Origin of the sequence: Pseudomonas sp. A1230 (assembly GCF_044218825.1) — a bacterium.
GTDB classification, from domain to species: domain Bacteria; phylum Pseudomonadota; class Gammaproteobacteria; order Pseudomonadales; family Pseudomonadaceae; genus Aquipseudomonas; species Aquipseudomonas iridis.
This window is the reverse complement of the sequence record NZ_CP162582.1, coordinates 1,474,114-1,497,604: the sequence shown is the minus strand read 5'-3', so window position 1 is coordinate 1,497,604 and position 23,491 is coordinate 1,474,114. Positions and strand designations below refer to the sequence as shown.

Annotated in this window: 23 protein-coding genes; 14 read left to right on the top strand and 9 right to left on the bottom strand. The window is 60.4% G+C overall.

What is annotated here, in order from left to right:
* On the bottom strand, positions 1-1,617 hold the full coding sequence (locus tag AB4P97_RS07095) for a murein L,D-transpeptidase (protein WP_395602305.1): 1,617 nt from the start codon (positions 1,615-1,617) through the stop codon (positions 1-3).
* A 150-nt stretch (positions 1,618-1,767) separates the two neighbouring features.
* Here AB4P97_RS07095 and AB4P97_RS07090 point away from each other — a divergent pair, with 150 nt between their 5' ends.
* Positions 1,768-2,481 (top strand): murein L,D-transpeptidase catalytic domain family protein, encoded by a 714-nt coding sequence (locus AB4P97_RS07090; RefSeq protein WP_261736852.1) that lies wholly within the window; start codon positions 1,768-1,770, stop codon positions 2,479-2,481.
* Between the two features lie 186 nt (positions 2,482-2,667).
* Here the strand turns inward: AB4P97_RS07090 and AB4P97_RS07085 are convergent, their stop codons facing one another.
* On the bottom strand, positions 2,668-4,080 hold the full coding sequence (locus AB4P97_RS07085; RefSeq protein WP_395602304.1) for an MFS transporter: 1,413 nt from the start codon (positions 4,078-4,080) through the stop codon (positions 2,668-2,670).
* Between the two features lie 103 nt (positions 4,081-4,183).
* Between AB4P97_RS07085 and AB4P97_RS07080 the strand changes: the two genes are divergently transcribed.
* Positions 4,184-5,071: a LysR family transcriptional regulator gene (locus AB4P97_RS07080; protein ID WP_395602303.1), complete on the top strand. Its 888-nt coding sequence runs from the start codon at positions 4,184-4,186 to the stop codon at positions 5,069-5,071.
* Here the strand turns inward: AB4P97_RS07080 and AB4P97_RS07075 are convergent.
* The gene (locus AB4P97_RS07075; RefSeq protein WP_395602302.1) at positions 5,068-5,688 is read right to left on the bottom strand and encodes a cell wall hydrolase; all 621 of its coding nucleotides are present in this window, start codon (positions 5,686-5,688) and stop codon (positions 5,068-5,070) included. The genes AB4P97_RS07080 and AB4P97_RS07075 overlap by 4 nt on opposite strands.
* Before the next feature lie 198 nt (positions 5,689-5,886).
* Between AB4P97_RS07075 and AB4P97_RS07070 the strand changes: the two genes are divergently transcribed.
* The 5 genes from AB4P97_RS07070 to AB4P97_RS07050 all read left to right on the top strand — a co-directional run bounded on the left by AB4P97_RS07070 (position 5,887) and on the right by AB4P97_RS07050 (position 12,223).
* Positions 5,887-6,738: a CAP domain-containing protein gene (locus tag AB4P97_RS07070; RefSeq protein WP_042558774.1), complete on the top strand. Its 852-nt coding sequence runs from the start codon at positions 5,887-5,889 to the stop codon at positions 6,736-6,738.
* 316 nt (positions 6,739-7,054) lie between these two features.
* Entirely contained in the window at positions 7,055-8,053 is a 999-nt protein-coding gene (gene moaA, locus AB4P97_RS07065) for a GTP 3',8-cyclase MoaA (protein WP_047300730.1), read from the top strand.
* A gap of 35 nt (positions 8,054-8,088) precedes the next feature.
* Positions 8,089-8,988 (top strand): bestrophin family protein, encoded by a 900-nt coding sequence (locus tag AB4P97_RS07060; protein ID WP_047300729.1) that lies wholly within the window; start codon positions 8,089-8,091, stop codon positions 8,986-8,988.
* Between the two features lie 501 nt (positions 8,989-9,489).
* Entirely contained in the window at positions 9,490-10,854 is a 1,365-nt protein-coding gene (locus tag AB4P97_RS07055) for a glutamine synthetase family protein (protein ID WP_047300728.1), read from the top strand.
* 85 nt (positions 10,855-10,939) lie between these two features.
* Positions 10,940-12,223 (top strand): NAD(P)/FAD-dependent oxidoreductase, encoded by a 1,284-nt coding sequence (locus AB4P97_RS07050; RefSeq protein ID WP_395602301.1) that lies wholly within the window; start codon positions 10,940-10,942, stop codon positions 12,221-12,223.
* A 130-nt stretch (positions 12,224-12,353) separates the two neighbouring features.
* Here AB4P97_RS07050 and AB4P97_RS07045 read toward each other — a convergent pair whose 3' ends face one another.
* Together AB4P97_RS07045 and AB4P97_RS07040 are read right to left on the bottom strand one after the other, a co-directional pair.
* Positions 12,354-13,139 (bottom strand): DeoR/GlpR family DNA-binding transcription regulator, encoded by a 786-nt coding sequence (locus AB4P97_RS07045; RefSeq protein WP_042558769.1) that lies wholly within the window; start codon positions 13,137-13,139, stop codon positions 12,354-12,356.
* Positions 13,140-13,466: 327 nt separating this feature from the next.
* Positions 13,467-13,985, bottom strand: a complete 519-nt coding sequence (locus AB4P97_RS07040; RefSeq protein ID WP_042558768.1) for a transporter suffix domain-containing protein — start codon at positions 13,983-13,985, stop codon at positions 13,467-13,469.
* Positions 13,986-14,104: 119 nt separating this feature from the next.
* On the opposite strand from AB4P97_RS07040, the gene AB4P97_RS07035 reads away from it, so the two are divergent.
* From AB4P97_RS07035 to AB4P97_RS07025, 3 genes are read left to right on the top strand one after another with little or no spacing between them, the layout of a single operon-like run.
* A complete protein-coding gene (locus AB4P97_RS07035; protein ID WP_395602300.1) occupies positions 14,105-15,658 on the top strand; it encodes an efflux transporter outer membrane subunit in 1,554 nt (517 codons plus the stop codon).
* Positions 15,651-16,775 (top strand): HlyD family secretion protein, encoded by a 1,125-nt coding sequence (locus tag AB4P97_RS07030; RefSeq protein WP_395602299.1) that lies wholly within the window; start codon positions 15,651-15,653, stop codon positions 16,773-16,775. Before AB4P97_RS07035 ends, AB4P97_RS07030 begins: the two co-directional genes overlap by 8 nt.
* Positions 16,765-17,790 (top strand): DUF2955 domain-containing protein, encoded by a 1,026-nt coding sequence (locus tag AB4P97_RS07025; RefSeq protein WP_047300725.1) that lies wholly within the window; start codon positions 16,765-16,767, stop codon positions 17,788-17,790. Before AB4P97_RS07030 ends, AB4P97_RS07025 begins: the two co-directional genes overlap by 11 nt.
* Here AB4P97_RS07025 and AB4P97_RS07020 read toward each other — a convergent pair.
* From AB4P97_RS07020 to AB4P97_RS07010, 3 genes are all read right to left on the bottom strand, one after another.
* Positions 17,775-18,221: a YMGG-like glycine zipper-containing protein gene (locus AB4P97_RS07020; protein WP_047300724.1), complete on the bottom strand. Its 447-nt coding sequence runs from the start codon at positions 18,219-18,221 to the stop codon at positions 17,775-17,777. The genes AB4P97_RS07025 and AB4P97_RS07020 overlap by 16 nt on opposite strands.
* An 86-nt stretch (positions 18,222-18,307) precedes the next feature.
* Positions 18,308-19,324, bottom strand: coding sequence for an AbrB family transcriptional regulator (locus tag AB4P97_RS07015; protein ID WP_395602298.1), 1,017 nt, complete (start codon positions 19,322-19,324; stop codon positions 18,308-18,310).
* 140 nt (positions 19,325-19,464) lie between these two features.
* The gene (locus tag AB4P97_RS07010) at positions 19,465-19,887 is read right to left on the bottom strand and encodes an HD domain-containing protein (protein ID WP_200615814.1); all 423 of its coding nucleotides are present in this window, start codon (positions 19,885-19,887) and stop codon (positions 19,465-19,467) included.
* Between the two features lie 222 nt (positions 19,888-20,109).
* Here AB4P97_RS07010 and AB4P97_RS07005 point away from each other — a divergent pair, with 222 nt between their 5' ends.
* The 4 genes from AB4P97_RS07005 to AB4P97_RS06990 all read left to right on the top strand — a co-directional run bounded on the left by AB4P97_RS07005 (position 20,110) and on the right by AB4P97_RS06990 (position 22,382).
* A complete protein-coding gene (locus tag AB4P97_RS07005; RefSeq protein ID WP_042558760.1) occupies positions 20,110-20,541 on the top strand; it encodes a hypothetical protein in 432 nt (143 codons plus the stop codon).
* Positions 20,542-21,048: 507 nt separating this feature from the next.
* On the top strand, positions 21,049-21,339 hold the full coding sequence (locus AB4P97_RS07000) for a hypothetical protein (protein WP_047300721.1): 291 nt from the start codon (positions 21,049-21,051) through the stop codon (positions 21,337-21,339).
* Between the two features lie 214 nt (positions 21,340-21,553).
* Positions 21,554-22,054, top strand: coding sequence for an Hcp family type VI secretion system effector (locus AB4P97_RS06995; RefSeq protein WP_395602297.1), 501 nt, complete (start codon positions 21,554-21,556; stop codon positions 22,052-22,054).
* A complete protein-coding gene (locus AB4P97_RS06990; RefSeq protein ID WP_273878565.1) occupies positions 22,047-22,382 on the top strand; it encodes a hypothetical protein in 336 nt (111 codons plus the stop codon). Before AB4P97_RS06995 ends, AB4P97_RS06990 begins: the two co-directional genes overlap by 8 nt.
* 260 nt (positions 22,383-22,642) lie before the next feature.
* Here AB4P97_RS06990 and AB4P97_RS06985 read toward each other — a convergent pair whose 3' ends face one another.
* Complete coding sequence (locus AB4P97_RS06985; RefSeq protein ID WP_042558757.1) at positions 22,643-23,191, bottom strand: cupin domain-containing protein; 549 nt, start codon at positions 23,189-23,191, stop codon at positions 22,643-22,645.
* Positions 23,192-23,491 lie beyond the last annotated feature (300 nt).

The following is a 23,491-nucleotide window of genomic DNA, read 5'->3' as shown; positions in this document are numbered from 1 at the left end:
TCAATGCGCGCGATCCAGGCCTACCAGCAAGGCACTGTCACGGCTGTAGATGTCTGGCGAGTAACGCACGTGACCGGCGCTGTCGACCTGCGCCGTCCAGTAGGTCATCAGGATCGGCACCGGCGCCGACAAGCGAAACTCATGGGTGGCGCCGGTGGCGAGCAAGGTGTCGGTGCGCGCCCTTTCCGCAGGGCTGAGCAGCAGATCGCGCAGTTGCATCGGGTGCTCGACCCTGACGCAGCCTGAGCTGAACGCCCGCGGCCCTTTGTCGAACAATGCCTTGCTCGGCGTGTCATGCAGGTACACCGAAAACGGATTGGGGAAGCGAATGACCATCTGTCCCAACGGATTACGTGGCCCCGCGTCCTGGCGCAAAAGGATGTTGCCGGGGTGGTCCCAGTCGATGTCTGCGGCCGCCAACGGCTGACCGTTGGCATCCAGCACTTGCAGATTATGCCGACTGAGGAAGGTCTGGTCCTTGCGGATCTCCGGCAGTTTGTCTTCCTTCCAGATGGTTGGCGGCACGGTCCAGGTCGGGTTCAGCGTCAGGCGCGTGACACGGGATTTGAGCAGCGGGGTCTGGCGCTCGGCACGGCCGACCTGGGTGCGCGTCTGCCACACCGGTTCCCCGCCCTTATACAAGGTCAGTTCCGCCGCTGCGACGTTGACCAGCAAACCATCGGGCTCCATGTCCTGGGCCAGCCAACGGAAACGCTCAAGGTTGACCCGCAGTTGCTCACGGCGGGTCAGCGGGCTGATGTTGAGTTCGGCAATCGTCCCCGGCCCGACCACACCGTCAGCCTGCAACGAATGATTGGCCTGGAAGCTTTTCACCGCGTCCACCAACGCGCCTTCGTAAACAATGTCGGTAGTGCCGACCGCGTGGCTCAGATAGCCTTCGCTGTACAAGCGCTGGGCCAGTTCCGGCACGCGCTTGTCTTCCATGGAGGGGCGCAACAGCGGCCCGCTGCCCACCGACTGCCATTTCGGCAAGGCTGTGAGCCGTTGCGCGGCGTAGAGCTGGCGCAGTTTCTGATATTGCGCCAAGTGCGGACGGGCCAGGTCGAATGCTGCAGGAATGTCATGCATACCCGGCACGGCTATCGCCAGCAGTTCGGCCTGACGGTCACGCTGTGTGTCATCGGCATGCCACAACGGCTCGAAGTGTGATTGCAGCAGACGGCCGTAATGCAGATCCTGCAGGGCTTGCAGGTAATAGCGGCTGATATCGATATCGGCGCACAACTCGCCATCCTGCGGCGCGGCCAACGCGACCGGATAGCGTTGCGGGCTGAGCCCATCGTCGGCCAACAGCGGCAGTTGCGTCTGCAAAGCCTGCAATCGTCCCGACTCGCTGGTCCAGACCGGCATCCAGTCTTGCTGCTGATAGAAGGCTTGCAGCTGTTGCAACGACGGGCCGCTGAGCTGCTTTGCGAGCGCCGGGCAGGTCTGTGGCAGACCGATCAATACGGCATGCAATGGACTTTGCAACTCGACCGGCATTTCGGCAGGAGGTGTCGGCAGCGTCTGCAATGGCGGCAGTGATTCATCGGCACAAGCGACAAACGGCGCTGCGAGCAAACAAATGCTCAAGTAGGATGCGTACTTTTTGAACAACTGCTTTACTCCAATCCATGGCCACCTTGATGATGGCCACCTTACATCAGGTGCGCTGAACAGTCAGGCTCGAACTTCGGGCTTGCAGGTTACGACTGGACGTCAGGAGCCAAAGTGCCAAATAAGTAGCAAGTTGAGGACACTTTATAAATGTTGACGTATTTGCGCCGACTTCTGCTGACCACCGCGACCCTTGTCGCCGTGAGCAGTCCAGCTTTTGCCGCCGGCAAACCATCGCCGGTTCTCTTCACCAGCCTCGCGCACGCCGCGCCAGAACTCAATCCCCAGGCGCTGAAAGGTGCCTTGAGCGCCATGCAATGTGCGGTCAACAGCGGAGCCAAGCCGTCCCGCCACCTGGCGATCATCGACTATTCGCAACCGTCCACCGAACGCCGACTGTGGATCTTTGACCTCAACCGGAAAAAACTGGTGCTGCGCGATCTGGTCGCCCACGGTTCCAACTCCGGGGAAAACTTCGCCACCCAGTTTTCCAATGTCGAAGGCAGCTTTCAATCCAGCCTCGGCTTGTTCCGCACCCAGGAAAGCTACAGCGGCACTCATGGTTACTCGCTGCGCATGGATGGTCTGGAACCCGGCTTCAATGATCTGGCGCGTGATCGCGCTATCGTCATTCACGCCGCCGATTACGTGAATCCGTTGTGGAGCAAGCGTCAGGGCCGCATCGGTCGCAGCCAGGGCTGCCCGGCCGTCCGCCCGCAGATTGCGAAACAGGTGATCGACAAACTGAAGAACGGCCAGTTCATGTTCTCGTGGTACCCGGATCAGCGCTGGCTGAGGAAGTCGCCGTATCTCAACTGCCAGCCGCAGCAGGTGGCGAGCATCATCAGTACCCACGCCAGCTAAGAGAAACACCACAAAACCCTTTAGGGGTGGTGTGCCCCCCGCACTGCGACAACCACCTGTGGGAGCTGGCTTGCCAGCGATGGCGGTGGGTCAGTCAACATCACAGTCGACTGTGCCGACCCCATCGCTGGCAAGCCAGCTCCCACAGGGATTTGTGGTGTCCATAATTTTTCGGCCCAGGCAGTCTCAGTCACCGGTTGTTTTGGCTGTGCCGACGCCATCGCGAGCAGGCTCGCCCCTGTCGTTGATCTGCATTCGGCTGATGATCAGGGCCATGACCATCAATGCCGTGCCCACACCGAAAGTGATGTGCATGCCACTGCCGATGACGGCGGCGGGCGCTTGCGTCGGGTTACCGGTGGCCACGGCAAACACCGCGCCCATCGCCGCCGCGCCTGTGATCAACCCCAGATTGCGGGCCAGCCCGAGCAGCGCCGACACCACGCCGCGCTGGTCCTGACTGACCGCCGCCATCAGCCCGGTATTGTTGGCCGCCTGGAACAGCGCGTAACTGCCGGCGATCACCGTCATCGGCAACACGTAAGCAGGTAATCCGAAACTCATCGGCAGCAGCGCCAATAACCCGCAACCGCAAACCATCCCGAGCAAGGCGCCCGGCACCACCCGCTGTGCGCCGAAACGATCGACCAGCCGTCCGGCAGGAACGCCACCGAGCGCAGCCAGCAACGGCCCGACCGACAACACCAGCCCGACCACGGTGGGGCTCAGACTCAAACCGCGACTCAGGTAAAACGGCCCGACCACCAGCGTGGTCATCATCACGGTCGTCACCAGCAACGTCAGCGCCAGACTGCCACTCAGGCGTAGATCGGCGAACAGTGACAGGCGAATCAGCGGTGCCCTGGCTTTCATCTCGATCACGATGAACAAACCCACGCCGCACAGGCTGATCAACAGCAACCTCAGCGTGAAACCTTCAAGCGTCATCGCCAGCGCATAGGTCGCCAGCGTCAACACCAGCACCCCGCTGCCAAGGTAATCAAACGCAACTCGCGGCCCTGCGGCCCGATCTGCGGGCAGATAGCGGTACACCAGCCATGCGTTGAGCAGTCCCAATGGCACGTTGAGTAAAAATATCGATTGCCAGCCAACATGCGCCATCAACAACCCACCCAGCGACGGGCCGAGGGTGGTGCCGGTGGCCGACATCGTTGCCAGCAACCCCATCGCACTGCCCGCTCGCGTTTTGGGCACCGCATCGGCCACCAGCGCGACCGTCAATGCAAACATGATCGCTGCGCCAATGCCTTGCACCGCCCGCGCGCCGATCAGCCAGCCAAGCCCCGGGGCCAGCGCGCAAAACAATGAAGCACTGGTGAAAATGCCTATCCCGATCAACAGCAATCGCCGCCGACCAAAGCCATCGGCCAGACGTCCGACGCTGACAATCAACGTGGTGATTGCCAGCAGGTACGCCAGAACAATCCACTGCACCTGTTGGAACGTTGCATCAAACGCCGCCGCCAGCGTCGGCAACCCGGCGTTGGCAATGCTGGTGTCCAGCGACGGCATCAACATCGACAGCGCCAGACTGGTCAGCGCCCAGCGGGCTTGGGTATCGAGGGGTTGTCTGGGCATGGCGTGCTCACTGTACAAAGGACATGCGCCATAGCCTGAGCCTCGACAATACAAGGCGCAAGACGCATGCTTTGCACTCAATACCTGCATGGAACGCCATGTCATGACTACGCCGGATCTGAACCTGCTGATCACCCTCGACGTGCTGCTGCGTGAAGGCAGCGTCGCTCGCGCCGCCAAATGCCTGCGGTTGAGCCCTTCTGCCATGAGTCGCGCCTTGGCCCGTCTGCGCGAAACCACCGCAGATCCGTTGCTGGTGCGCGCCGGTCGAGGCCTGGTGCCAACCCCGCGTGCGCTGGAATTGCGCGAACGGGTCAGCCATCTGGTGCAGGAAGCCGAGGCGGTTTTGCGCCCCGCGCAAGTGCTGGATCCCGCGCAGCTACAACGCACCTTCACCTTGCGCAATACCGACGGGTTTGTTGAAACCTTCGCCGCCGCCCTGCTTGCCCGCGTTGCCGCCGAGGCGCCCGACGTGCGTCTGCGTTTTGTGCAGAAAGCCGACAAGGACAGCACGCTGCTGCGCGAAGGCCGGGTGGATCTGGAGACTGGTGTAGTCGACGACAGCACCGACCCGACGCTGCACAGCCGCATCCTGTTTCACGATCACTGGATCGGTGTGGTACGTGAGGGCCATCCCTTGAGCGCAGGCAAGGTCAGCGCCAAACGCTTCGCCTCAGGCCAGCATATTCTGGTGTCACGGCGCGGGCGCAGCAGCGGTCCGATAGATGAAGCGCTACTCGAGTGCGGACTGACGCGAGACATCGTCACGTCGTTCGGCGGGTTTTCGGCGGCACTGACGCTGGTTCGTGAATCCGACCTGATTGCCACCGTCCCGGAACGTCACACCAGCAAACTGCGCACGGGCCTGCACAGTTTCGACCTGCCATTGAAGATGCCGCAGATCAGCGTGTCGATGCTCTGGCATCCGCGCATGGATTCCGATCCGGCGCATCGCTGGTTGCGCGATTGTGTGCGGGAAGTCTGCGCCTAGCGCGCGTCGCCGCCAGCGGGTTTATAAAAGAGGAATTTTTTCGTCTCGGCGGTTTTCCGGTATTCCCTGGCCCAACTCGGGTGGACATTGCGGTCGTGGAAATACAACGCGCCGTTGGTGCGATCCTTGAGTTGACGGTTCAGCGCCTTGCCGGCAACTTCCTTGGCGAGCGCGTATTCGGCGTCTTCCTTGACCTGATCCGGACGCCCGTCACACCACCAGGAAAACTGGCAGCTCCTGGTTTCGGAACCTTGCTTGACCACGGCACACACCGTGTCTGGAAAACCTTCGTGGCCGAGGCGATTCATCACCACACTGGCCACGGCCTCCATTTCCGGCGTGTCCTTGCCTTTGGCTTCCCAGTAGATGCTGCGCGCCAGACAAGTGATCGGATCATCCAGCGGCGCGGCGCCGGCAGGGTCGACCGCCTGCACTTCCTTCGGGGTAATCGCCTCGGATTTCGGCGCCGGTGCCGCGCTGACTTTATCGGCGGCTTTTTCTTCCAGCACCTGGGCTTTCTCTTCGGCCTTGGCTTTGATCGGCGCTTGATCGGCGGCCCACGCAGCGCTGGCCAACAGGGTTATTGCGAAGCAGCCAGCCAACCATTTCAATCCCATGTGAATTCTTCCGGCAGGGCCCGGTTCGGGCAAGGTGTTACGTCGGGGAGACGCCCGGATCCCGGGGTCTTGGCTGAGTGTAGACGGCTAAATCAACCGCAGCGTTCCGTAGAAAAACTGTCGACGGAAGAAAAAGACATTGCACCCACCGGGGGCGTTTCGCGCATCATGGGCGCATTCAGCTCAAGGGAGAATTCCATGCGCTTCATGCCGTCCGTTTTGCGATTTGCCGCGCTGTCCGCAGGCCTGATGTTTGCCGCCTCGGCCATGGCCACCGACGAGTTGCAACTGATCGAGTCGATCAACAGCTATCGCAGCCAGCCGCAACGTTGTGGCACGCAGGCGTCCAGTGAGTTGCCGCCCCTGTCGGCTGATCCACGCCTGAGGTTGCCGGCCAGCGGCGCCGTCAATCTGCAGCAAGCCATGGCCAGCGCCAGTTACCCGATGGTCAACGTACAGGCGATTACCCTCAACGGCCCACGCGATGCGGCGTCGGCGATGAAGGCGATTCAGGAGAGCTTCTGTCAGGTCGTGCTGGATCCGCAGTTTGTCGATGTCGGCGTCAGCCGCGCCGATCGCGACTGGCGCATTGTGCTGGCGCGGCCGCTGCTGTCAGCCAAACTTGGCGACGCGCAGAGTGAAGGGCAAAAATTGCTCGAACAACTCAACACCGCACGCAGCCAGCCACGCCAGTGTGGCGGCCAGGCCTTCGCCGCCGCCGCACCGCTGGCGTGGAATGCGACCTTGGGCACTGTCGCTCAGGATCACAGCCGCGACATGGCCAACAAAAACTACCTCGACCACAAAGACCGCGACGGCCGCACCCCCGGCGATCGCGCTGAGCTGTCGGGCTACAGCGGGCAACTGGTTGGCGAAAACATCGCCGCCGGCCAAGACACCGTGGGCAAAGTCGTCGACGGCTGGCTCGCCAGCCCCGGCCACTGCGCCAACCTGATGAACCCGCAATATAAGGAACTGGGGGCCGCTTATGCGACCGATCCGAAAAGCGATGCGGGGATTTACTGGACCGCGATGTTTGGTGCGCAATAACCCTCAGGCTCACGCCGGCAATGTTCGGTGATGTGTACTGATTCTGTGCACACCACAAAATGTGTGGGAGCTGGCTTGCCAGCGATGGCGGTGGGTCAGCCAACATCAATGTCGACTGTGCGGCCCTCATCGCTGGCAAGCCAGCTCCCACAGGGTCTTGCGGTGTTCACGGATTTTCGACCAACACAGCTCCCACACTTGATCATCGACGCGATCAATCAGCCGTTAACTTTCACTGATTGGACGCCCATGGCAGTTACGCCTACCCTGCCCGTCCAAACCCGTTCATCAGCGGTTTCAATACTGCGAGGCTGTCATGACAGAGCGCGTCCTGATCGATGCTCACAACCGCCGCGTCGACTATCTGCGCATGTCAGTGACCGACCGTTGCGACTTCCGCTGTGTCTATTGCATGGCTGAAGACATGCAGTTTCTGCCGCGCCAGCAAGTGCTGACGCTGGAAGAAATCTTTCAACTGGCGCAGAGCTTCGTCGCGCTGGGCACCCGCAAGATTCGCCTCACCGGCGGCGAGCCGCTGATCCGTCGCGGCGTGGTGCAGTTGTGCGAACAGATCGCCGCGTTGCCCGGCCTGCGTGAACTGTGCCTGACCACCAACGGCTCGCAACTGGGCAAACTCGCCGCGCCGCTGTTCGACGCCGGGGTCAAACGCCTGAACATCAGCCTCGACAGCCTCGATCCCGAGCGCTTCAAGCAGATGACCCGCACCGGCGATCTGGCGCAAGTGATCGACGGCATCGATGCCGCGCGCCAGGCCGGTTTCACCCGCACCAAGCTCAACTGCGTGGTGATGCAGGGCCGCAACGATCACGAGATCAATGATCTGGTGAGTTTTGCCATCGACCGTCAGCTCGATATTTCTTTCATCGAGGAAATGCCACTGGGGATCATCAGCGACCACAGCCGCGCGGAGTCGTTTTTTTCCAGCGTGCAGGTCCGCGAGAAAATCGCCGAGCGCTACACGCTGATCGACTCTACGGAATCGACTCAAGGCCCGTCGCGCTATTGGCGTCTGGCCGAGGCCCCGCAGATTCGCCTGGGGTTTATCTCGCCGCACAGCCACAACTTCTGCGGCACCTGCAATCGGGTGCGGCTCACCGTCGAAGGTCGTCTGCTACTGTGTCTGGGTAACGAACATTCGGTGGATTTGAAAGCAGTGCTGCGCGCTCATCCGGGGCATCCGCAACGTCTGGAGAACGCCATCATCGAGGCGATGAAAATCAAACCGTATCGGCATAACTTCGAAATCAACGACGACGTCCAGGTCGTACGCTTCATGAACATGACCGGCGGCTGATCCGCCGCTTTCCTGCGTTATCGGGACCGCTCTGCATGATCATCAGACCCAAGGTCAGCCAGTTCGCCATTCTCTTCACCCTCAAGGGCTCGATTGCCAAGCGCATCGCGTTGCGCACCTTGATGGTCACGCTGCTGGCCTCGGCCATCGTGCTGGTCGAAATCCTTCATCCGAGCAGTTTCACCAAGGTCAACGCCACGCCGTTCACTTTGCTCGGCTTGTCGCTGTCGATCTTCATGAGCTTTCGCAACAACGCCTGTTACGACCGCTGGTACGAGGCACGCAAGGCTTGGGGCGAGGTGATCGTGCACATTCGGTCGGTCATCCGCGAAACCCATGTCATCCGCGAATCCGCAGAACGCAAACCGCTGCTGCTCAACCTGTGCGGTTTTGCCCATGCGCTCAATGCGCGGTTGCGCAAGGAGAGTGAAGCCGACGCCAGCCGTCAGTGGATCACCCCAAAACACGATGCGGGGGTGCCGGATTACAGCGCGCGGATCCTGCAACAGGTCGGCCAGCAGTGTTCCGACCTGCATCAAAACGGTGAGCTGAGCGAGTGGCGCTACATGCTGCTGGCCAATCACCTGACCAGCCTGACGCAAGCGCAAGCCGTGTGCGAGCGGATCAAAACCACGCCACTGCCGTTTCCCTACACGCTGCTGTTGCACCGCACGATCTACCTGTTCTGCATTCTGCTGCCGTTCGCCATGGCCGAACCGCTGGGCTGGCTGACGCCCTTGTTTACCGCGATTGTCAGCTACACCTTTTTTGGTCTGGACGCGATTGCCGATGAACTGGAAGACCCGTTTGGCCGCGATGAGAATGATCTGCCGACCGACGCGCTGGTGCGCACGATCGAGCGCGACATTCTCGCCGAACTCGGCGTGGCGGATCTTCCGCCGCCGCTGAAGCCGGTCGATTATGTCCTGAGCTGATCACCCCGTTTCCAAGCGCGGGAGCCATGTCATGTTGATCGTTTGCGTCTCCGTGAGACCGGGCGTTCGTCTGCTGCGCTGAGTAACCGGTCACAGCGCATCCCGGAAACAGTCGTTTACACGCCCGCGGATTCCCCCTTACTATCCGGGCACACCGGTCGACGGGTCAGTCCCGCCGCCGACGTTTTCCGCCAACGGAAACATGCGTTATGAGCACGTCACTACAACAACCAGAATCGTTGACCGTCTCTACTCAGCGCGCCCTCTCTCACAGGGGCGGCGTATGAATCGTATCGTCAATCTCCCCATGGCCCTGCGCCGTTCCAAGCTGCGTCACTCCGCACGCCCGCCGGATATCGCCCGGACGCTCTGATCGCGCGCGTTTAAAGCCGCGACAGCCCCCTGCTCCCTGATATTCCCTGCCAGGACGCCCGCGCCTATTCTCGCGCCGCGTCCGGCCTGAACCTGCGCGCCTGTGCGGCGCCAACGTGAGTGTTTGCCATGAAATTCGCAGCCATTGAAGACGCACGCCTGTTCCTTGAACAAAACCCCGACATCGACATGATCGAGCTGTTCATCCTCGACGCCAACGGCGTGCCGCGCGGCAAGTTGTTGCACCGCGAAGAATTGCTCGCCGTGTATGAAAGCGGTCGCCCGCTACCCAGCACTATCCTCGGTCTGACCGTGCAGGGTGAGGACGTCGAGAACTCCGGTCTGGTCTGGGATGTCGGCGATATCGACTGCCGCGCCTATCCGCTGGAAGGCAGTCTGGTGCGCCTGCCGTGGCGCAAGATTCCGACCGCTGCAGTGCAGGTCAGCATGCACCCGACCGAGGGCATGCCCGCCAGCATTGCCGACCCGCGACACCTGCTGATCAAGGTCATCGACGGCCTCAAGGCCGAGGGCTACAACCCGGTGATGGCCTGCGAACTGGAGTTTTATCTGCTCGACGCCAAACGCGATCACAACGGTCGTCCGCAACCGGCACTCGATGCTGATGGTGGTCGACCGCGACATACCCAAGTCTACGGTTTGCGCGAGCTGGAACAGATCGAACCGTTCCTCGCCGACCTTTACAGCGCCTGCAAACTGCACGGCATTCCGGCGCGCACGGCGATCTCGGAATACGCACCGGGTCAGGTGGAAATCACCCTCGAACACGGCGATGCGCTGGAGGCGATGGATCAGGCGGTGCGCTACAAGCGACTGGTCAAAGCCGTGGCGCACAAGCACGGCATGCAGGCGACATTCATGGCCAAGCCGTTCGATGATCTGGCCGGCACCGGCATGCACATGCATGTCAGCCTCGCCGATGGCGAGGGGCGCAACCTGTTCGCCTCCGAAGACCCGGCCGGCACACCGCTGCTGCGCACGGCGATTGGCGGCATGCTCGCCTCGTTGCTCGATTCGCTGCTGCTGTTCTGCCCGAACGCCAACTCCTACCGACGCTTTCAGGCCAACAGCTACGCGCCACTGGCGCCGACCTGGGGCGTCGACAACCGCACCGTCAGCCTGCGCGTACCGGGCGGCCCGGCCAACACCCGGCACATCGAGCACCGCATCTGCGGCGCCGACGCCAACCCGTATCTGGCGGCGGCGGCGATTCTTGCCGGCATACATCGGGGCATTAGGGAGAACCTTGATCCGGGCGCGCCGGTTGAGGGCAACGGCTATGCGCAAGCCAAGGAATTGCTGCCAACCGATTGGCTGACGTCGTTGCAGGCACTGGAAAACTCGGTGTGGGCACGCGATGCGCTGGGGCAGGAATTTCTCGGGGTGTATCTGGCGGTGAAGCGTGCCGAGTATCGGCAATTCATGGCTGAAGTGGGTGAGCAGGATTGGCGCTGGTATCTGACCGAGGCCTGATTACACCCCGCTAACCTGTGGGAGCTGGCAAGCCAGCTCCCACAGGGATCCCGATTAGCTTCCCGAATTTTGTGTGGACACTGACATGACTGAACGTTGCAATTCCTACTACACCGCCACCCTCAACCAAGAGACCGATTACCCGACCCTGCAGGGCCGGCACAAGGTTGATGTGGTGATCATCGGCGGCGGCTTCACCGGCGTCGCCACCGCTGTCGAACTCGCCGAAAAAGGCTTGAAGGTCGCCATCGTCGAAAGCAACAAGATCGGCTGGGGCGCCACCGGGCGCAATGGCGGGCAGGTCACCGGCAGCCTCTCCGGCGACGGCGCCATGCGCAAACAGATGCGCCCGACACTCGGTGACGAGGTCGACGATTTCATCTGGCATCTGCGCTGGCGCGGCCACGAAATCATCAAACAGCGCGTGGAAAAATACGCCATTGAGTGCGACCTCAAGCACGGCCACCTGCACGCCGCGTACAAGCCGAGCCACATGAGCGATCTGCGCAAGGATTACGAAGAAGCGGTGCGTCGCGGTCTGGGTGACGAGGTCAGCCTGCTCGACCGCAGTCAGGTGCGCGATCTGCTGCAAAGCGACCTTTACCACGGCGCGATCAAGAATACCCGCAACATGCACCTGCACCCGCTCAACCTGTGCATCGGTGAAGCGCGGGCGGCGGAAAGTCTCGGTGCGCTGATCTTCGAAAACAGCGAAGTGCTGGAGATCATTCACGGTGACACTCCAGGCGTGAGAACTGCCCACGGCCAGATCGACGCCAACCAGGTGATGCTGGCCGGCGACGTTTATCACAAGCTCGAACCTGGCCAGCTAAAGGGCAAGATTTTCCCGGCCATGGGCGGCATCGTCACCACCGCGCCGCTGGGCGATCTGGCCAGGCAGATCAACCCCGAAGACCTCGCGGTGTACGACTGCCGTTTCGTCCTCGACTACTACCGCCTCACTGCCGACGGCCGTCTGCTGTTTGGCGGCGGCGCCAACTACAGCGGCAAGGACTCACTCGACATCGCCGCCGAACTGCGCCCGTGCATCGAGCAGACTTTCCCGGCGCTAAAAGGCGTGCAGATCGACTTTCAGTGGAGTTGCGCGATGGGCATCGTCATCAACCGCATCCCGCAACTGGGCAAACTCTCGGACAACGTCTGGTACTGCCAGGGTTACTCGGGGCATGGCATCGCCACGACGCACATCATGGGCGAAATCATGAGCCGGGCGATTACCGGGCAGATGGAGCAGTACGATACGTTCGCGGCGTGTCAGCACATTCGCGTGCCGATGGGGGATTTGCTCGGCAATCCGTTGCTGGCGGCGGGGATGTGGTATTACCAGATGCTTGAAAAATTGCGTTGACGGCCCTGGCCCCATCGCTGGCAAGCCAGCTCCCACAGGTTTTTATTGGTGTACATGGACGCTGTGTACGACGCGGACACTGTGGGAGCTGGCTTGCCAGCGATGGGGGCATTAGCCTCAACACAAAATCTCAATCCGGCAACTGCTCCACCTCAATCCCCAACCGCCGATAATCCTCGACACTGCCCGATGCCAGATGCTGCTCGGTAATCAGCGTATGCACGCGATTGCACGGCGTCACCACAAACGGCTCGACCGCCCCCAGCTTGTCCGCCGTGGTGACTGCAATCACTTGGGCGGCGCTCTCGAACAATGCCTGCTTCACCGGCACCTCATCGAAATACAGCGAGCTCAGCCCCACCTCCGGGTGAATCGCGCAGACCCCGGTAAACAGCACGTCAGCCTTGATACTTTGCAGCAGCCGCACGGTTTCGTGGCCGCTGACTGACATCGTCGCCAGATTGAGTTGCCCGCCCGCAAGAATCACCTTGATGCCTTGGTATTCGGCGAGTGTGATCGCGGTCATTGGCGAGGTGGTAACGGCGGTAATCCGGATGTCCGCAGGCAATGAGCGCGCGATCTGCAAAGTGGTGGTGCCGGAATCGAACAGCACGATCTGGCCGTCCTTGACCCGTCCGGCAGCGAGCTGCGCCAGGCGGGTCTTCACTTCATCGGTTTCGCTGATGCGGGTGAAGTAATCCTTGCCGGTGTCTTTGGGCCGCGGCAACGCCCCGCCGTGTACTCGCTGCACCAGCCCGGCGTTGTCGAGTTCGGCGAGGTCGCGGCGGATCGTATCTTCAGACACCGCAAAATGCTGGCTCAGCTCGGAGGCCATGACCTTGCCGTCGCGTTCCAGGATCAAAAGGATTTTCTGTCGGCGCAGGGACGGCAGTTCGGTGACGGAATGATCGTGCATGGTTCTGCCTGTTTATGCTTGTAGTTGCAGGTTTTCGCGCAGATTAGCGAAAGCCTCAGGCAAACACAAACAGACAGGTATCGATGGCTTCGATCATTGGAATCGACAAGGCGAATTTTTCCTTTGCATTCAACCTGTTCAGAATGACGCCACTCTCAAAAGTCTCAGGATGGACACCGCATGAATCTCAATTTCGCCTTCGCTTGCATGATCGTTGTGTCTTTCGCGGTTGCCCTCGGGCACGCGTGATGCGGTCACATTCTCCACGCGCATATCAGGATCGTGGCGAGGGGATTTATCCCCTCACCGACATGATTTCACGCTCTCTCAAACGCTGACCACACGCGCCTTGCGCACGAACAGCGCTTGAGCCTTGTCCCAGAAATTCCCCCCCAGCACAAAAAAACTGCCAACAAACATCAAATCCCCAAGCAATTGCATTTGCCACAGGTTGGGCCGCAACCCTGGCCAGAAGTTATCGAAATACGGTTCCAGAAAAGACGACAGCAACGGCAGGCAAAACATCACCACGCCGATGCGATGGCGCGTCGGGCCAACCTCGTCCACCGGGGCTGGAATGATCCCCGAGACATAACGCCCGATCGTGTGCTTGAGTTCGGCAAATCCGGCCTTGCCCATCACCGCGATCACCACCAGCAACAACACCTTGTTGCTGATAAACAACACGCCAGTGAGTGCCGCGACTTTTGAGCCAGGCACATCAAGCGCGGCCGCCAGCGGCACCATCAACCACGAACCGAGCATCAGGCAAATGATCCCCACACCGACCTTGAAGCGCCAGGTTGCGGGTGCCGCCGGGGTCTGCGGATCTTGGGCAGTGTCCATGGTTTCTTACCTGTCTGGGTGGAGTTGCGATGCCTCAAAAGCGTAGCAGCAGATTCGCCCGAACAACTTGCAATTGGCCGTCTATGCTCCACTGATATTTACGGCCCGGGAAACAAGCAATGCCTGCAACAACAGCACTGCTGACGCGATCCGGTCATTTGTTATTGCTCGGCGTCTTGAGTTTGGGCGGTTGCGTGCGCCTGGGGCCGGATTTCCAGCCGCCCGCCGAAGCATGGAGCAAACAATGGAACAGCACGGCCTTGGAGCAGGCCAGTGAACGCGCCGCCCATCCCGATCTGCGCCAATGGTGGCAAGTCTTCGGTGACCCGGTGCTGGATCGCCTGATCAGCGAAGCCGATGCGCGCAACAGCAGCCTGAAAATCGCAGGCCTGCGAGTCCTCGAAGCCCGCGCACAACTGGGTATCGCCGAAAGCGGCCGCTACCCGCAATTGCAACAGCTCGGCGTCGACAGCCTTTACATCGACCGTCACCAGTCCGGCGGCAACAATCCGCAGGATCTGCACTTCTGGCAGCACAGCGCCGCGTTTGATGTCGGTTGGGAACTGGATTTCTGGGGCCGCTTCAGTCGCGCCATCGAGTCATCCGATGCGCAATATTTCGCCGCGCAAGCCAACTACGAAGACGCCCTCGTATTGCTGCGCGCACAAGTCGCCGACACCTATTTTTCCCTGCGCACCACTGAAGCGCGGCTGCGCGTCGCGCGGGAAAACGCTGTCCAGCAGAAGCGTAATTTCGAGATAACCGAAAAGCTCTTCAACAGCGGCCAGAGCGCTGAACTCGATCTGCAACAGGCGAAAACCCAATACCTTGGCACGCTGAGCAGCATCCCGGCATTTGAAGATCAGCTGCTGCGCACGCGCAATGCGCTGGCGGTGCTGGTTGGCCAGCCGCCCGGCGGCGCGGCGCTGCTCGCCGAACAACCGGGGCTGATTCCGTTGGTGGATCGCGCCGTGCTGCAAGACGTACCGGCCAACCTGCTGCTGCGCCGTCCGGATGTGCGCGCGGCGGAACTGAATGTCGCCGCGCAATCGGCGCTGGTCGGTGTCGCTGAAACCGATCTGTATCCATCGCTGACCTTGCTCGGCAGCATCGTCTGGTCTACCGACTCCCTCAGCGCCACGCCGCGCAGCCTCGACCTGATCGGCGGGCCGAGCCTGCGCTGGAACATCTTCGATTACGGGCGTATCCGCAACAACATACGGGTGCAGGACGCACGCTTGCAGCAACTGATCGAAGCCTATCGCGACAAGGTTCGGCAAGCCGCACGCGAGGCCGATGACGCCGCCAGTGGCTTGAGTAAAGCGCTGGAACGCGAGCGGATTTTGCGGGAGGCAGAAGGTGCCGCGCGGCGTTCACTGGTGCTGGCCAACACGCAATATCGCGAAGGCTATTCGGACTTCCAGCGCGTGCTCGACGCGCAACGCGCGCTGCTGGAATTGCAGGACAACTATCTGGTCAGTCGCAGCAACGCCGTGAGCAACCTGATCGCCCTCTACAAAGCCGTTGGCGGCGGTTGGCAAAGCACTTCGCCGCAGATCGACGAACCGACACGCGAACAGATGCGACAACGCACTAATTGGGGCGACTTGCTCACCGCGCCGCCCGCCCAACCGCTGTATCCACTCCCGTCGCAGGACCGCCGCCATGACTGACGCCGCACCTCCCCCTCCGGCGCCCACGCCAGCCCCGAGCGATCCGGCCAAAAAAGGCATCCGCTGGGTGCTGCTGTTGATTGTGCTGAGCCTGGCCTGGTACCTGCTCGCCGACCGCTACACGCCCTACACCCAGCAGGCGCGGGTCGGCGCATTCGTGATTCCGGTGGCGGCGGAAGTCGCCGGCCGGGTGATCCGGGTCAACGTGCGCAACAACCAAGACGTCAAGGCTGGCGACGTCCTCTTTGAGCTCGATCCGCAGCCGCTGCAAATCGCCGTGGATCGGGCGAAAGCCGATCTGGAATCGACCCGCCGGCAGGTCGGCGCCAGCACCGCCGGCATCGCTTCGGCCCAGGCCTCGCTGCGTGCCGCGCAAGCCAACGAGCTCAAGACGCGGCAAGACAATCAACGCCTCGAAGGTTTGTACAAACAGGATCCGGGCACCATCTCCGTGCGCTTGCTCGAAGTGTCGCGAGCCAACCGCGAACAGGCGGTCGCCCAGGTCGCCGCCGCCCGCGCCGAAGTGCAGCGCGCGCAGGAGCAGGAAGGCGGCAACACCGACACCAACGCGCAGCTGCGCAGCGCGGCCTCGGCACTGGCAAAAGCCGAACTGGATCTGGCCAACACTCGCATCGGCGCACGTTCGGCCGGGTTGATCACCGACCTGCGCACCGATGTCGGCCAGTTCGCCGCTGTCGGCAGCCCGGTGATGACCTTGATCGCCATCCATGATGTGTGGATCAGCGCCGATCTGACCGAAAACAACCTCGGCCGCGTGCAACCCGGAACACCGGTGGCCATCGTCCTCGACGCGCTGCCCGGCGAAGTCCTCGATGGCCGAGTGCGCAGCGTCGGCTATGGCGTCAGCGTCGGCCAGACGCCAGCGCCGGGCACCTTGCCGAGCATCCAGAACAGCCGCGACTGGCTGCGTCCGGCGCAGCGTTTTCCGGTGATTATCGAGTTCACTGAGGAGGCGAAAAAACGCCTGGTCGACAACCGCGCGATCCGTGCCGGTGGTCAGGCTGAAGTCATGGCCTTCCCCAGCGAAGGCAACCCGCTCAATCCGCTGGGGCGGCTGTTTGTCGGGCTGATGAGCTGGCTGTCGTATGCCTACTGAGCGCAGCGTCCCGGCGCAACGGGCGTTGCGCCTGGCGTTCGGCACCGCGCTGTGCACCGCCGTCAGTTATGCGCTGGCGCTGCCGCTGGCGTTTATTTCGCCGGTGCTGGCGGTGTTGTTGCTGGCCAGTCTGCCCCGGCCATTGCCGCTCAAAGGTGCGCTGGTGCTGGCGTTGGTCGCGGCGCTCACCACCAGCATCGGGCTGCTGCTGATGCCGCTGCTGCGTTACTACCCGGTGAGTGGCGTGTTGTTGATCGGCCTCGGTCTGTTTCTGGTGTTCCGCTTTGGCTTGCGCGGCGGCAACCCGTTGATCGTGACCTTTCTGGTGATCGGCATGACCATGATCTCCGCCGCCGGGTTCGCCGAATTCGATCTGGCGATGGCGGTGATTGGTGCGCTGGTCAAAGGCCTGTTGCTGGCGGTGGCGGTGGTCGGCGTCAGCCACGCGCTGTTTCCTGAGCGGCCTGATAGCCCGCTCCCACCCAAGCCGCCCGCCATGCCCGGCGACGAAGTCCCACGTGTGGCCCTGCGCGCCACGTTGATCGTGCTGCCAACCTTTTTGCTGGCCCTGAGCGACCCGGCCAGCTACATGCCGATCATCCTCAAAGCTGTCAGCCTCGGCCAACAAAGCTCCACGACCAACACCCATCACGCGGGGCGTGAACTGCTCGGCTCGACCCTGCTCGCCGGCGTTTTGGCGGTGCTGGTGTGGTGCGGATTAAGCCTTTTCGTGCACCTGTGGATGTTCTTTCTGTGGACGCTGCTGATCGGGCTATGGCTGGCGCGCAAACTCTATCGCCTCAGCCCGACGCAACTCAGCCCGGGGTTCTGGCTCAACACCCTGATAACAATGATCATCCTGCTCGGCCAATCAGTGCAGGACAGCGCAGCAGGCAAAGACGTCTACACAGCGTTTGCCGTGCGCATGGCCCTGTTTATTCTGGTTACGCTTTACGGCGTATTGATGATGCACCTGCTCCAAGGGCACAGAACCCGCCGTCAGGGCGTGACCTGATAGCCGCGTCCTTGCAAACACCCGGTGTAGGCACTGGAACTGGCCGCTGCATCGGTTTTGCTCTGCGCGCGACGTTCTTGCCGCTGTCGAGAGCCACCGACTACCGCACCGGCCGCAGCGGTTTGCTGGGCCCGGTTCTGTCGGTAATCCTGTTTGCGATCATCGTCGACGCGGTCGTAAACCTCGTCGTGTTGACGGCCGCGGACTTCAGAACCTACTGCTCCGGCAGCGGCACCGACAGCGGCCCCCTTCAGACGACCACCCGCTTGGGGTGTTGAAGTCGGCGAAGACGAAGCGATGGAGTGGCAGTCGTTGATGTCGATCTGGGTTTGTTGAGAAGACTGGCCTTTGAGCGGAACGATGGATTCGGCGCTGGCGTGAGTGGCGTACAGGGCAGCGATTATCAGCGTGATGGACGTTAGGCGATACATGATTACCTCCGGCGGGCCTGGGGTTGGCGGTGATGCGGGGTAATCAAGAAGTGTAGTTCAAGAGGCAGGATCAAGAGCCCCTCACCCTAGCCCTCCCGCACCCGCCGTACCTGCACCAACAACGCCGGCGCAAAATGCAGCAGCACCATCCGCGCCAAGTGGTGAGTGAGGATAAACACCACATTCAGTCCACCCGCGAACGCGACAATCGCAATCGTCTCGATCGCCCCCGGCATGTACGCCAGCCATAGCGACAGCGGATCACTGTCCAAAAATCGCGCCGCCACTTCCGCAAATCCCGCCGCGACCACGATCATCAACCCGACCGAGACCAGCGCCGTGCGGCCATGCCGGCCCAACTCCTTGACGCCCAGCCCCTGAAACCGCGAGCCGATTCGCACGCCAAGAATCAGTGCCGCCAGATTCAAACTCCACTCCGGCATGTGAAAGCCGTGCAGCCACCCTGCTTTGACGAAAACCGCCGTGATGATGATCGCCGTGAGCATGAACGGCGCCGGCACGCCGATCACCAGCAGCAAGCGTCCAAGCACGACGCTCAAACCGATCACTGCGAATACGGTCAGCGCCATCCCCGTCGTCAACGGAGCGCTTTCAACCACCGCCACCGATGCCTGTCCCGGAATCAAAAAGCTCACCAGCACCGTGATCAGCAACAGCCGCATCAGGTGCACGATGATGACTTTGCTTGAAGCCTTTTCCGACTCCAGCAAATCGAACACCGCCGCCAGTGCCCCCGGATACACCGCCAACAGCGCATCAGTGCGATTCCACCCTGCCCCTCGCGTCAGCCACCAACCCGCCAGCGCTATCTGCACGATCAGACACATCAGCAACACGCCAAGGCTCGGCAACATGGCCGATGCCGTCGCGCTGTCCCACGCCTCGAACATCAACCCCGTGGCGATGCCCAGCGTCACCTGTATGTAGCCCAAGCCATAAGGCGTCGCGGGTGCGAAACCCGATTTTGTCACGACCAATGCCGTGACAAGGATCGAGCCCAACAGCAAACCGTGAGGCACGCCGAGGGACTGCAACACCGCGCCAAACCCGGCAGCGATCAACAAACACAGAATGGATTTCATATTCGCCTTCCTGGCTATTCAACTGACCAACCTGATCCCCTGTAGGAGCTGCCGAAGGCTGCGATCTTTTGATCTGGCTTTTTAAAATCAAAGTCAAAAGATCGCAGCCTTCGGCAGCTCCTACACCAGGGCGTCGCAATTTATGAGCGCAACCGGCCAATCGCCCGCCGATACTTTTCGATCCGCTCCAGATCCTCCCAACTCGGCGAGGCGATCCGCGACAGGTCGCTGTTCTCTTCCAGATCCGCCAGTTTCACCACCCGGCCGATCGGGTTCTGCGCGGCGCGTTCGACGAAATCCTCGTATGACTCGCCGGGCACTTTGGTCACCGATTCGATAGCGCTCAGCACTACTTCGCTGAAGCCTTCCTTACGCAGATCATCGAGACTGATTTCGCAATCCTCGACCACATCGTGCAGCACAGCGACGATGCGCTCTTCCAGCGTGGTCATGCGCAGCATCACTTTCAGCGGATGCAGAATGTACGGCGCCCCACCCTTGTCCACCTGCCCGGCGTGTGCGGTGGCGGCGATGGCTATAGCGCGTTCGAGTGTTTGAGTCATGAGCATCTCCGTTGGCGCGAGGCGGGAGAGTCGTTGCGACTGTTGATTTCAATCATGGGCAACTTCCACTCCTTGGGTGCGTTGAATGTTTCCGATTGTTTCGCAGTCTACGCGAACCGCGCAAATGAAAAACCCGATTGAACCTCCGTCATCTACGCCCTCTCGAAACCCTATAGCGCCAACTGAATGCTCAGAACCGGCGCCCTTGAAGAGGAAAGCCCGATGAACATTCGATTCCTGCTTCTGCTCGCCACTTTCTGCGTCATCCCCACCTGCGTCATGGCCGAAGGCTGCGACGTCCAAACCCGTTCTTCCAGCTCCGCCGTGCCTGCCGTATCCGGCCACAGTTGCTATGAGTACGAAGGAACGCCGGTCAACGCCATCGATTGGTCGTGCAGCAACGAAAGCAAAGACATGGTCAACGCCGTCAAGAAAAAGGTCCAGCAGTGCGACGACCACTACCAGGCCACTTGCATCGCCACCCTCACGCAGGAATCCCTCGCCAACCCGCACTCCACCAGCAAGGATAAAAACGCCAAGGCGTTGAACATCCCGGATGGTGCGCAGGTGACTACGTATTACTACGGTGCGGAGGATTTGGGGCAGGCGAAGATTGATTGTGAAAGTGGTGGGGGGAATTGGAAGGCGAAGTAGTGTTTGTGGCCCGCGCACCAAACAAAAGCCATGCCTTGAGATCGAGCGAATTGGAGTCTGAAAAACGCGTAGGAAAACACCCCTTGTGGCGAGGGGATTCATACCCGATGGGTTGCGAAGCGGCCCCAAACCGGCGAGCTCATTTCTCCAGACACGCCGCAGGCCACGGATTACGACGAATGCGTCACCGAGTGGGAGCAAGCTCCCTCGCCACAGGGTCGGGTTTGCGTCCTACAGGTCGGTTGTGGCGGCAGGAATTGCTGCCTAGAGTGGGGCTGTCGCTGACCGCAGTTGGCGATGGGTTTCGCAGCCCTCAGAAGTGACACACACCGCTAGATGACAACTGTGGCAAAATCCGCCGCCGTTTCGTTATATGGCGGCTGTGTGTGGGAGACCTTCGGGTCTGCCGGTTTGACTCTTCTCCGGTCTGCGAACCCGCATACAGCTGCCACCCATTTGTTTCGCAGCAGAAAGGTGGCACTTCTTAATTATTTGAAGAGCAATCTTATGACGATCAAAAAACCGCTCCACCACTACGCCCACATGTCCCATCCCGCCACCGACAACCCCGTCCTCCTGATCGACGCCGACGCCCCACTGCGCGAACTCCACGCCTGCCTCGCCGAACGCCTCAACGCCGTCCTCAAATACCTCGACCTCATCGCCTGCACCAGCCTCCCCGACTACGCCGAACACGACATCAACACCGTGACCAATATCGCCAGAATCATGGTGCAAGACGTGAGTGACGTGTTTCGGGTAATCGAACAGCGAGGCTTTGACGCACCCACCTCATAACCAAAACGTTGCCAAAGTGCCAATTCCATAAACGCCCGGTCATCTAATCAGCGATAACGTCGTTGGCACTTCGGAATAATCACTTCCTGACTTCCGCGCCCCTTGTAAGACGCTTCTGAAAATCACCAACAGCGCACCGACGCCTCACTGTTCCGGCTTTAGTGGACGGTTACTCTTCAACCAAGAGTTTTCCATTCAACAAAGCAGAGCATCCATGGCCAACCACAGTTACATGAGCATTACCGGAAACAGACGAGGACTGATCTCCGCCGGTTGTTCCGACACTAATTCAATCGGCAACAAGTGCCAACTGGGTCACCTTGACGAAATAATGGTACTGGCCTATTCCCACAACATGACCACCGGCAATAACGGCAGCGTCACCGCAGATCGTGGCCAACACTTGCCGATCATGATTACCAAGAACATCGACAAATCCTCACCACTGCTATCCGCCGCACTTCATGAGCGTGAAGTGCTGGACTGCACCATCTTCTTCTACCGAACCTCACCCGCTGGCACACAGGACAAGTACTTCAAAATCCACATTGCCGGCGCAAAAATCGCCCACATCAACCTCCAGGTTCCCCACGCCATCCACTTGAACGACGCCCAGCCTCAAGAATTGGTGTCGTTTACTTATCGCGAAATCAGTTGGACACACTTACAGGCTGGCACGTGCGGTTTCAGCCGTTGGGAAAATGAAGATGAATGAGGATTCGTGTGACATCAACGACGTTACCCGGGCTGCTTCCGATCTGGTCGCATTCGGGTGCCAGATCAGCGCGATTCGGTTGTACGATAGCTTCAGCCAACTCAAGCTTGGCGAGGTTGTTTCATCTTATGCGAATGAGATTGTTCGAGCGGTAGATGAAGGTGTTATTAGTGCAAAACAAGGATTTGATGCAATTAGCAGCGAGTATTCAGAGCTTTCAAGGAAGTCTGCCTTCTACATCGAGAACGGAATAGGCGTGATCGCAGGAGCTATTCAGTTTGAGTCAGGCGTTTCCAAAATCAAAAACAGCCGAGGACACCCTTTATGATTGAGCGCGAAACAAAACACATTTCCCGAACACTCACTAGTCCGCCACACCCTCGCCCCGAAAAAAAGCGAAAAGCAATGTAAACATGCCAGATAATTCATTACGCCATTAGCCCTGCATCATCACGCGCTCATTCAGAGCCTTCCTACAAATGAAAACCGACAAGCCTGCAAACCTTTCCTCGACTCAGAAAAAATCCGACGCCCTTCAACAAGGCGTCGGATTTACTTACAGCGCATGGTTTTTACCTAAAGCATCAATTAGAAGTTAGCCGGCGTATTCGCACTAATAATCTCAGCCTCATCCGCCCCGATATTGCGAAACTTATGCGGCAACGTCGTAGGAAAGTAATACCCATCCCCGGCATTCAGCACACTCACCGAGCCATCCACGGTCAACTCGACAGTCCCGCGCGTCACAAGCCCACACTCCTCACCTTCCGAGTGAACAATCGGCTCTTCCCCGGAGCTCGCGCCCGGTGCGTATTGCTCGCGCAGCAAGCGCATCTGGCGGCTTGGTACCGAGGCGCCGATCAGCAGCAGGCGCAGGCCGTGGCGGCCGAGGTCGGGCTGTTCGTTGGCGCGGAAGACGTATTGATGTTCGCGCGGCGGCTGGTCAAAGGTGAAGAAGTCGGCCAGGGACATCGGGATGCCTTCGAGCAGCTTTTTCAATGAGCTGACGGAGGGACTGACGCGATTCTGTTCGATCAGGGAGATGGTGGCATTGGTCACGCCGCTACGCCGGGCCAGCTCGCGCTGGGAGAGTTTGTAGCTTTCGCGTACTAGTTTGAGTCGAGAACCCGTATCCATGACTGCCTTATGTAAGAACGACTTAAGGGCGATGGGGGTGGGTGGCGGGTGACGCGCCGGGGCGCGGGTCACGTTGCTCCCGTGTCCCGGAACCGTGAAAGGCGGCTATTAAATCACGTTTGGTGGTGTTGCTCAGCAGGTTCGATGGGTGGTGGGGGAAAAGTCTTTCTTGCCTTGCTAATACAGTGACTGTGGGAGTGAGCCTGCTCGCGAAAGCGGTGTGTCAGACGACATCGATGTTGGCTGATATGACCTCTTCGCGAGCAGGCTCGCTCCCACAGTTGGATCTCTTTTGTGTCA

Coding starts and splice junctions, on each gene's coding strand:
- AB4P97_RS07090 (WP_261736852.1), top strand. CDS start 1,768: ATGTTGACGTATTTGCGCCGACTTCTGCTGACCACCGCGACCCTTGTC.
- AB4P97_RS07085 (WP_395602304.1), bottom strand. CDS start 4,080: ATGCCCAGACAACCCCTCGATACCCAAGCCCGCTGGGCGCTGACCAGT.
- AB4P97_RS07080 (WP_395602303.1), top strand. CDS start 4,184: ATGACTACGCCGGATCTGAACCTGCTGATCACCCTCGACGTGCTGCTG.
- AB4P97_RS07075 (WP_395602302.1), bottom strand. CDS start 5,688: ATGGGATTGAAATGGTTGGCTGGCTGCTTCGCAATAACCCTGTTGGCC.
- AB4P97_RS07070 (WP_042558774.1), top strand. CDS start 5,887: ATGCGCTTCATGCCGTCCGTTTTGCGATTTGCCGCGCTGTCCGCAGGC.
- moaA (WP_047300730.1), top strand. CDS start 7,055: ATGACAGAGCGCGTCCTGATCGATGCTCACAACCGCCGCGTCGACTAT.
- AB4P97_RS07060 (WP_047300729.1), top strand. CDS start 8,089: ATGATCATCAGACCCAAGGTCAGCCAGTTCGCCATTCTCTTCACCCTC.
- AB4P97_RS07055 (WP_047300728.1), top strand. CDS start 9,490: ATGAAATTCGCAGCCATTGAAGACGCACGCCTGTTCCTTGAACAAAAC.
- AB4P97_RS07050 (WP_395602301.1), top strand. CDS start 10,940: ATGACTGAACGTTGCAATTCCTACTACACCGCCACCCTCAACCAAGAG.
- AB4P97_RS07045 (WP_042558769.1), bottom strand. CDS start 13,139: ATGCACGATCATTCCGTCACCGAACTGCCGTCCCTGCGCCGACAGAAA.
- AB4P97_RS07040 (WP_042558768.1), bottom strand. CDS start 13,985: ATGGACACTGCCCAAGATCCGCAGACCCCGGCGGCACCCGCAACCTGG.
- AB4P97_RS07035 (WP_395602300.1), top strand. CDS start 14,105: ATGCCTGCAACAACAGCACTGCTGACGCGATCCGGTCATTTGTTATTG.
- AB4P97_RS07030 (WP_395602299.1), top strand. CDS start 15,651: ATGACTGACGCCGCACCTCCCCCTCCGGCGCCCACGCCAGCCCCGAGC.
- AB4P97_RS07025 (WP_047300725.1), top strand. CDS start 16,765: ATGCCTACTGAGCGCAGCGTCCCGGCGCAACGGGCGTTGCGCCTGGCG.
- AB4P97_RS07020 (WP_047300724.1), bottom strand. CDS start 18,221: ATGTATCGCCTAACGTCCATCACGCTGATAATCGCTGCCCTGTACGCC.
- AB4P97_RS07015 (WP_395602298.1), bottom strand. CDS start 19,324: ATGAAATCCATTCTGTGTTTGTTGATCGCTGCCGGGTTTGGCGCGGTG.
- AB4P97_RS07010 (WP_200615814.1), bottom strand. CDS start 19,887: ATGACTCAAACACTCGAACGCGCTATAGCCATCGCCGCCACCGCACAC.
- AB4P97_RS07005 (WP_042558760.1), top strand. CDS start 20,110: ATGAACATTCGATTCCTGCTTCTGCTCGCCACTTTCTGCGTCATCCCC.
- AB4P97_RS07000 (WP_047300721.1), top strand. CDS start 21,049: ATGACGATCAAAAAACCGCTCCACCACTACGCCCACATGTCCCATCCC.
- AB4P97_RS06995 (WP_395602297.1), top strand. CDS start 21,554: ATGGCCAACCACAGTTACATGAGCATTACCGGAAACAGACGAGGACTG.
- AB4P97_RS06990 (WP_273878565.1), top strand. CDS start 22,047: ATGAATGAGGATTCGTGTGACATCAACGACGTTACCCGGGCTGCTTCC.
- AB4P97_RS06985 (WP_042558757.1), bottom strand. CDS start 23,191: ATGGATACGGGTTCTCGACTCAAACTAGTACGCGAAAGCTACAAACTC.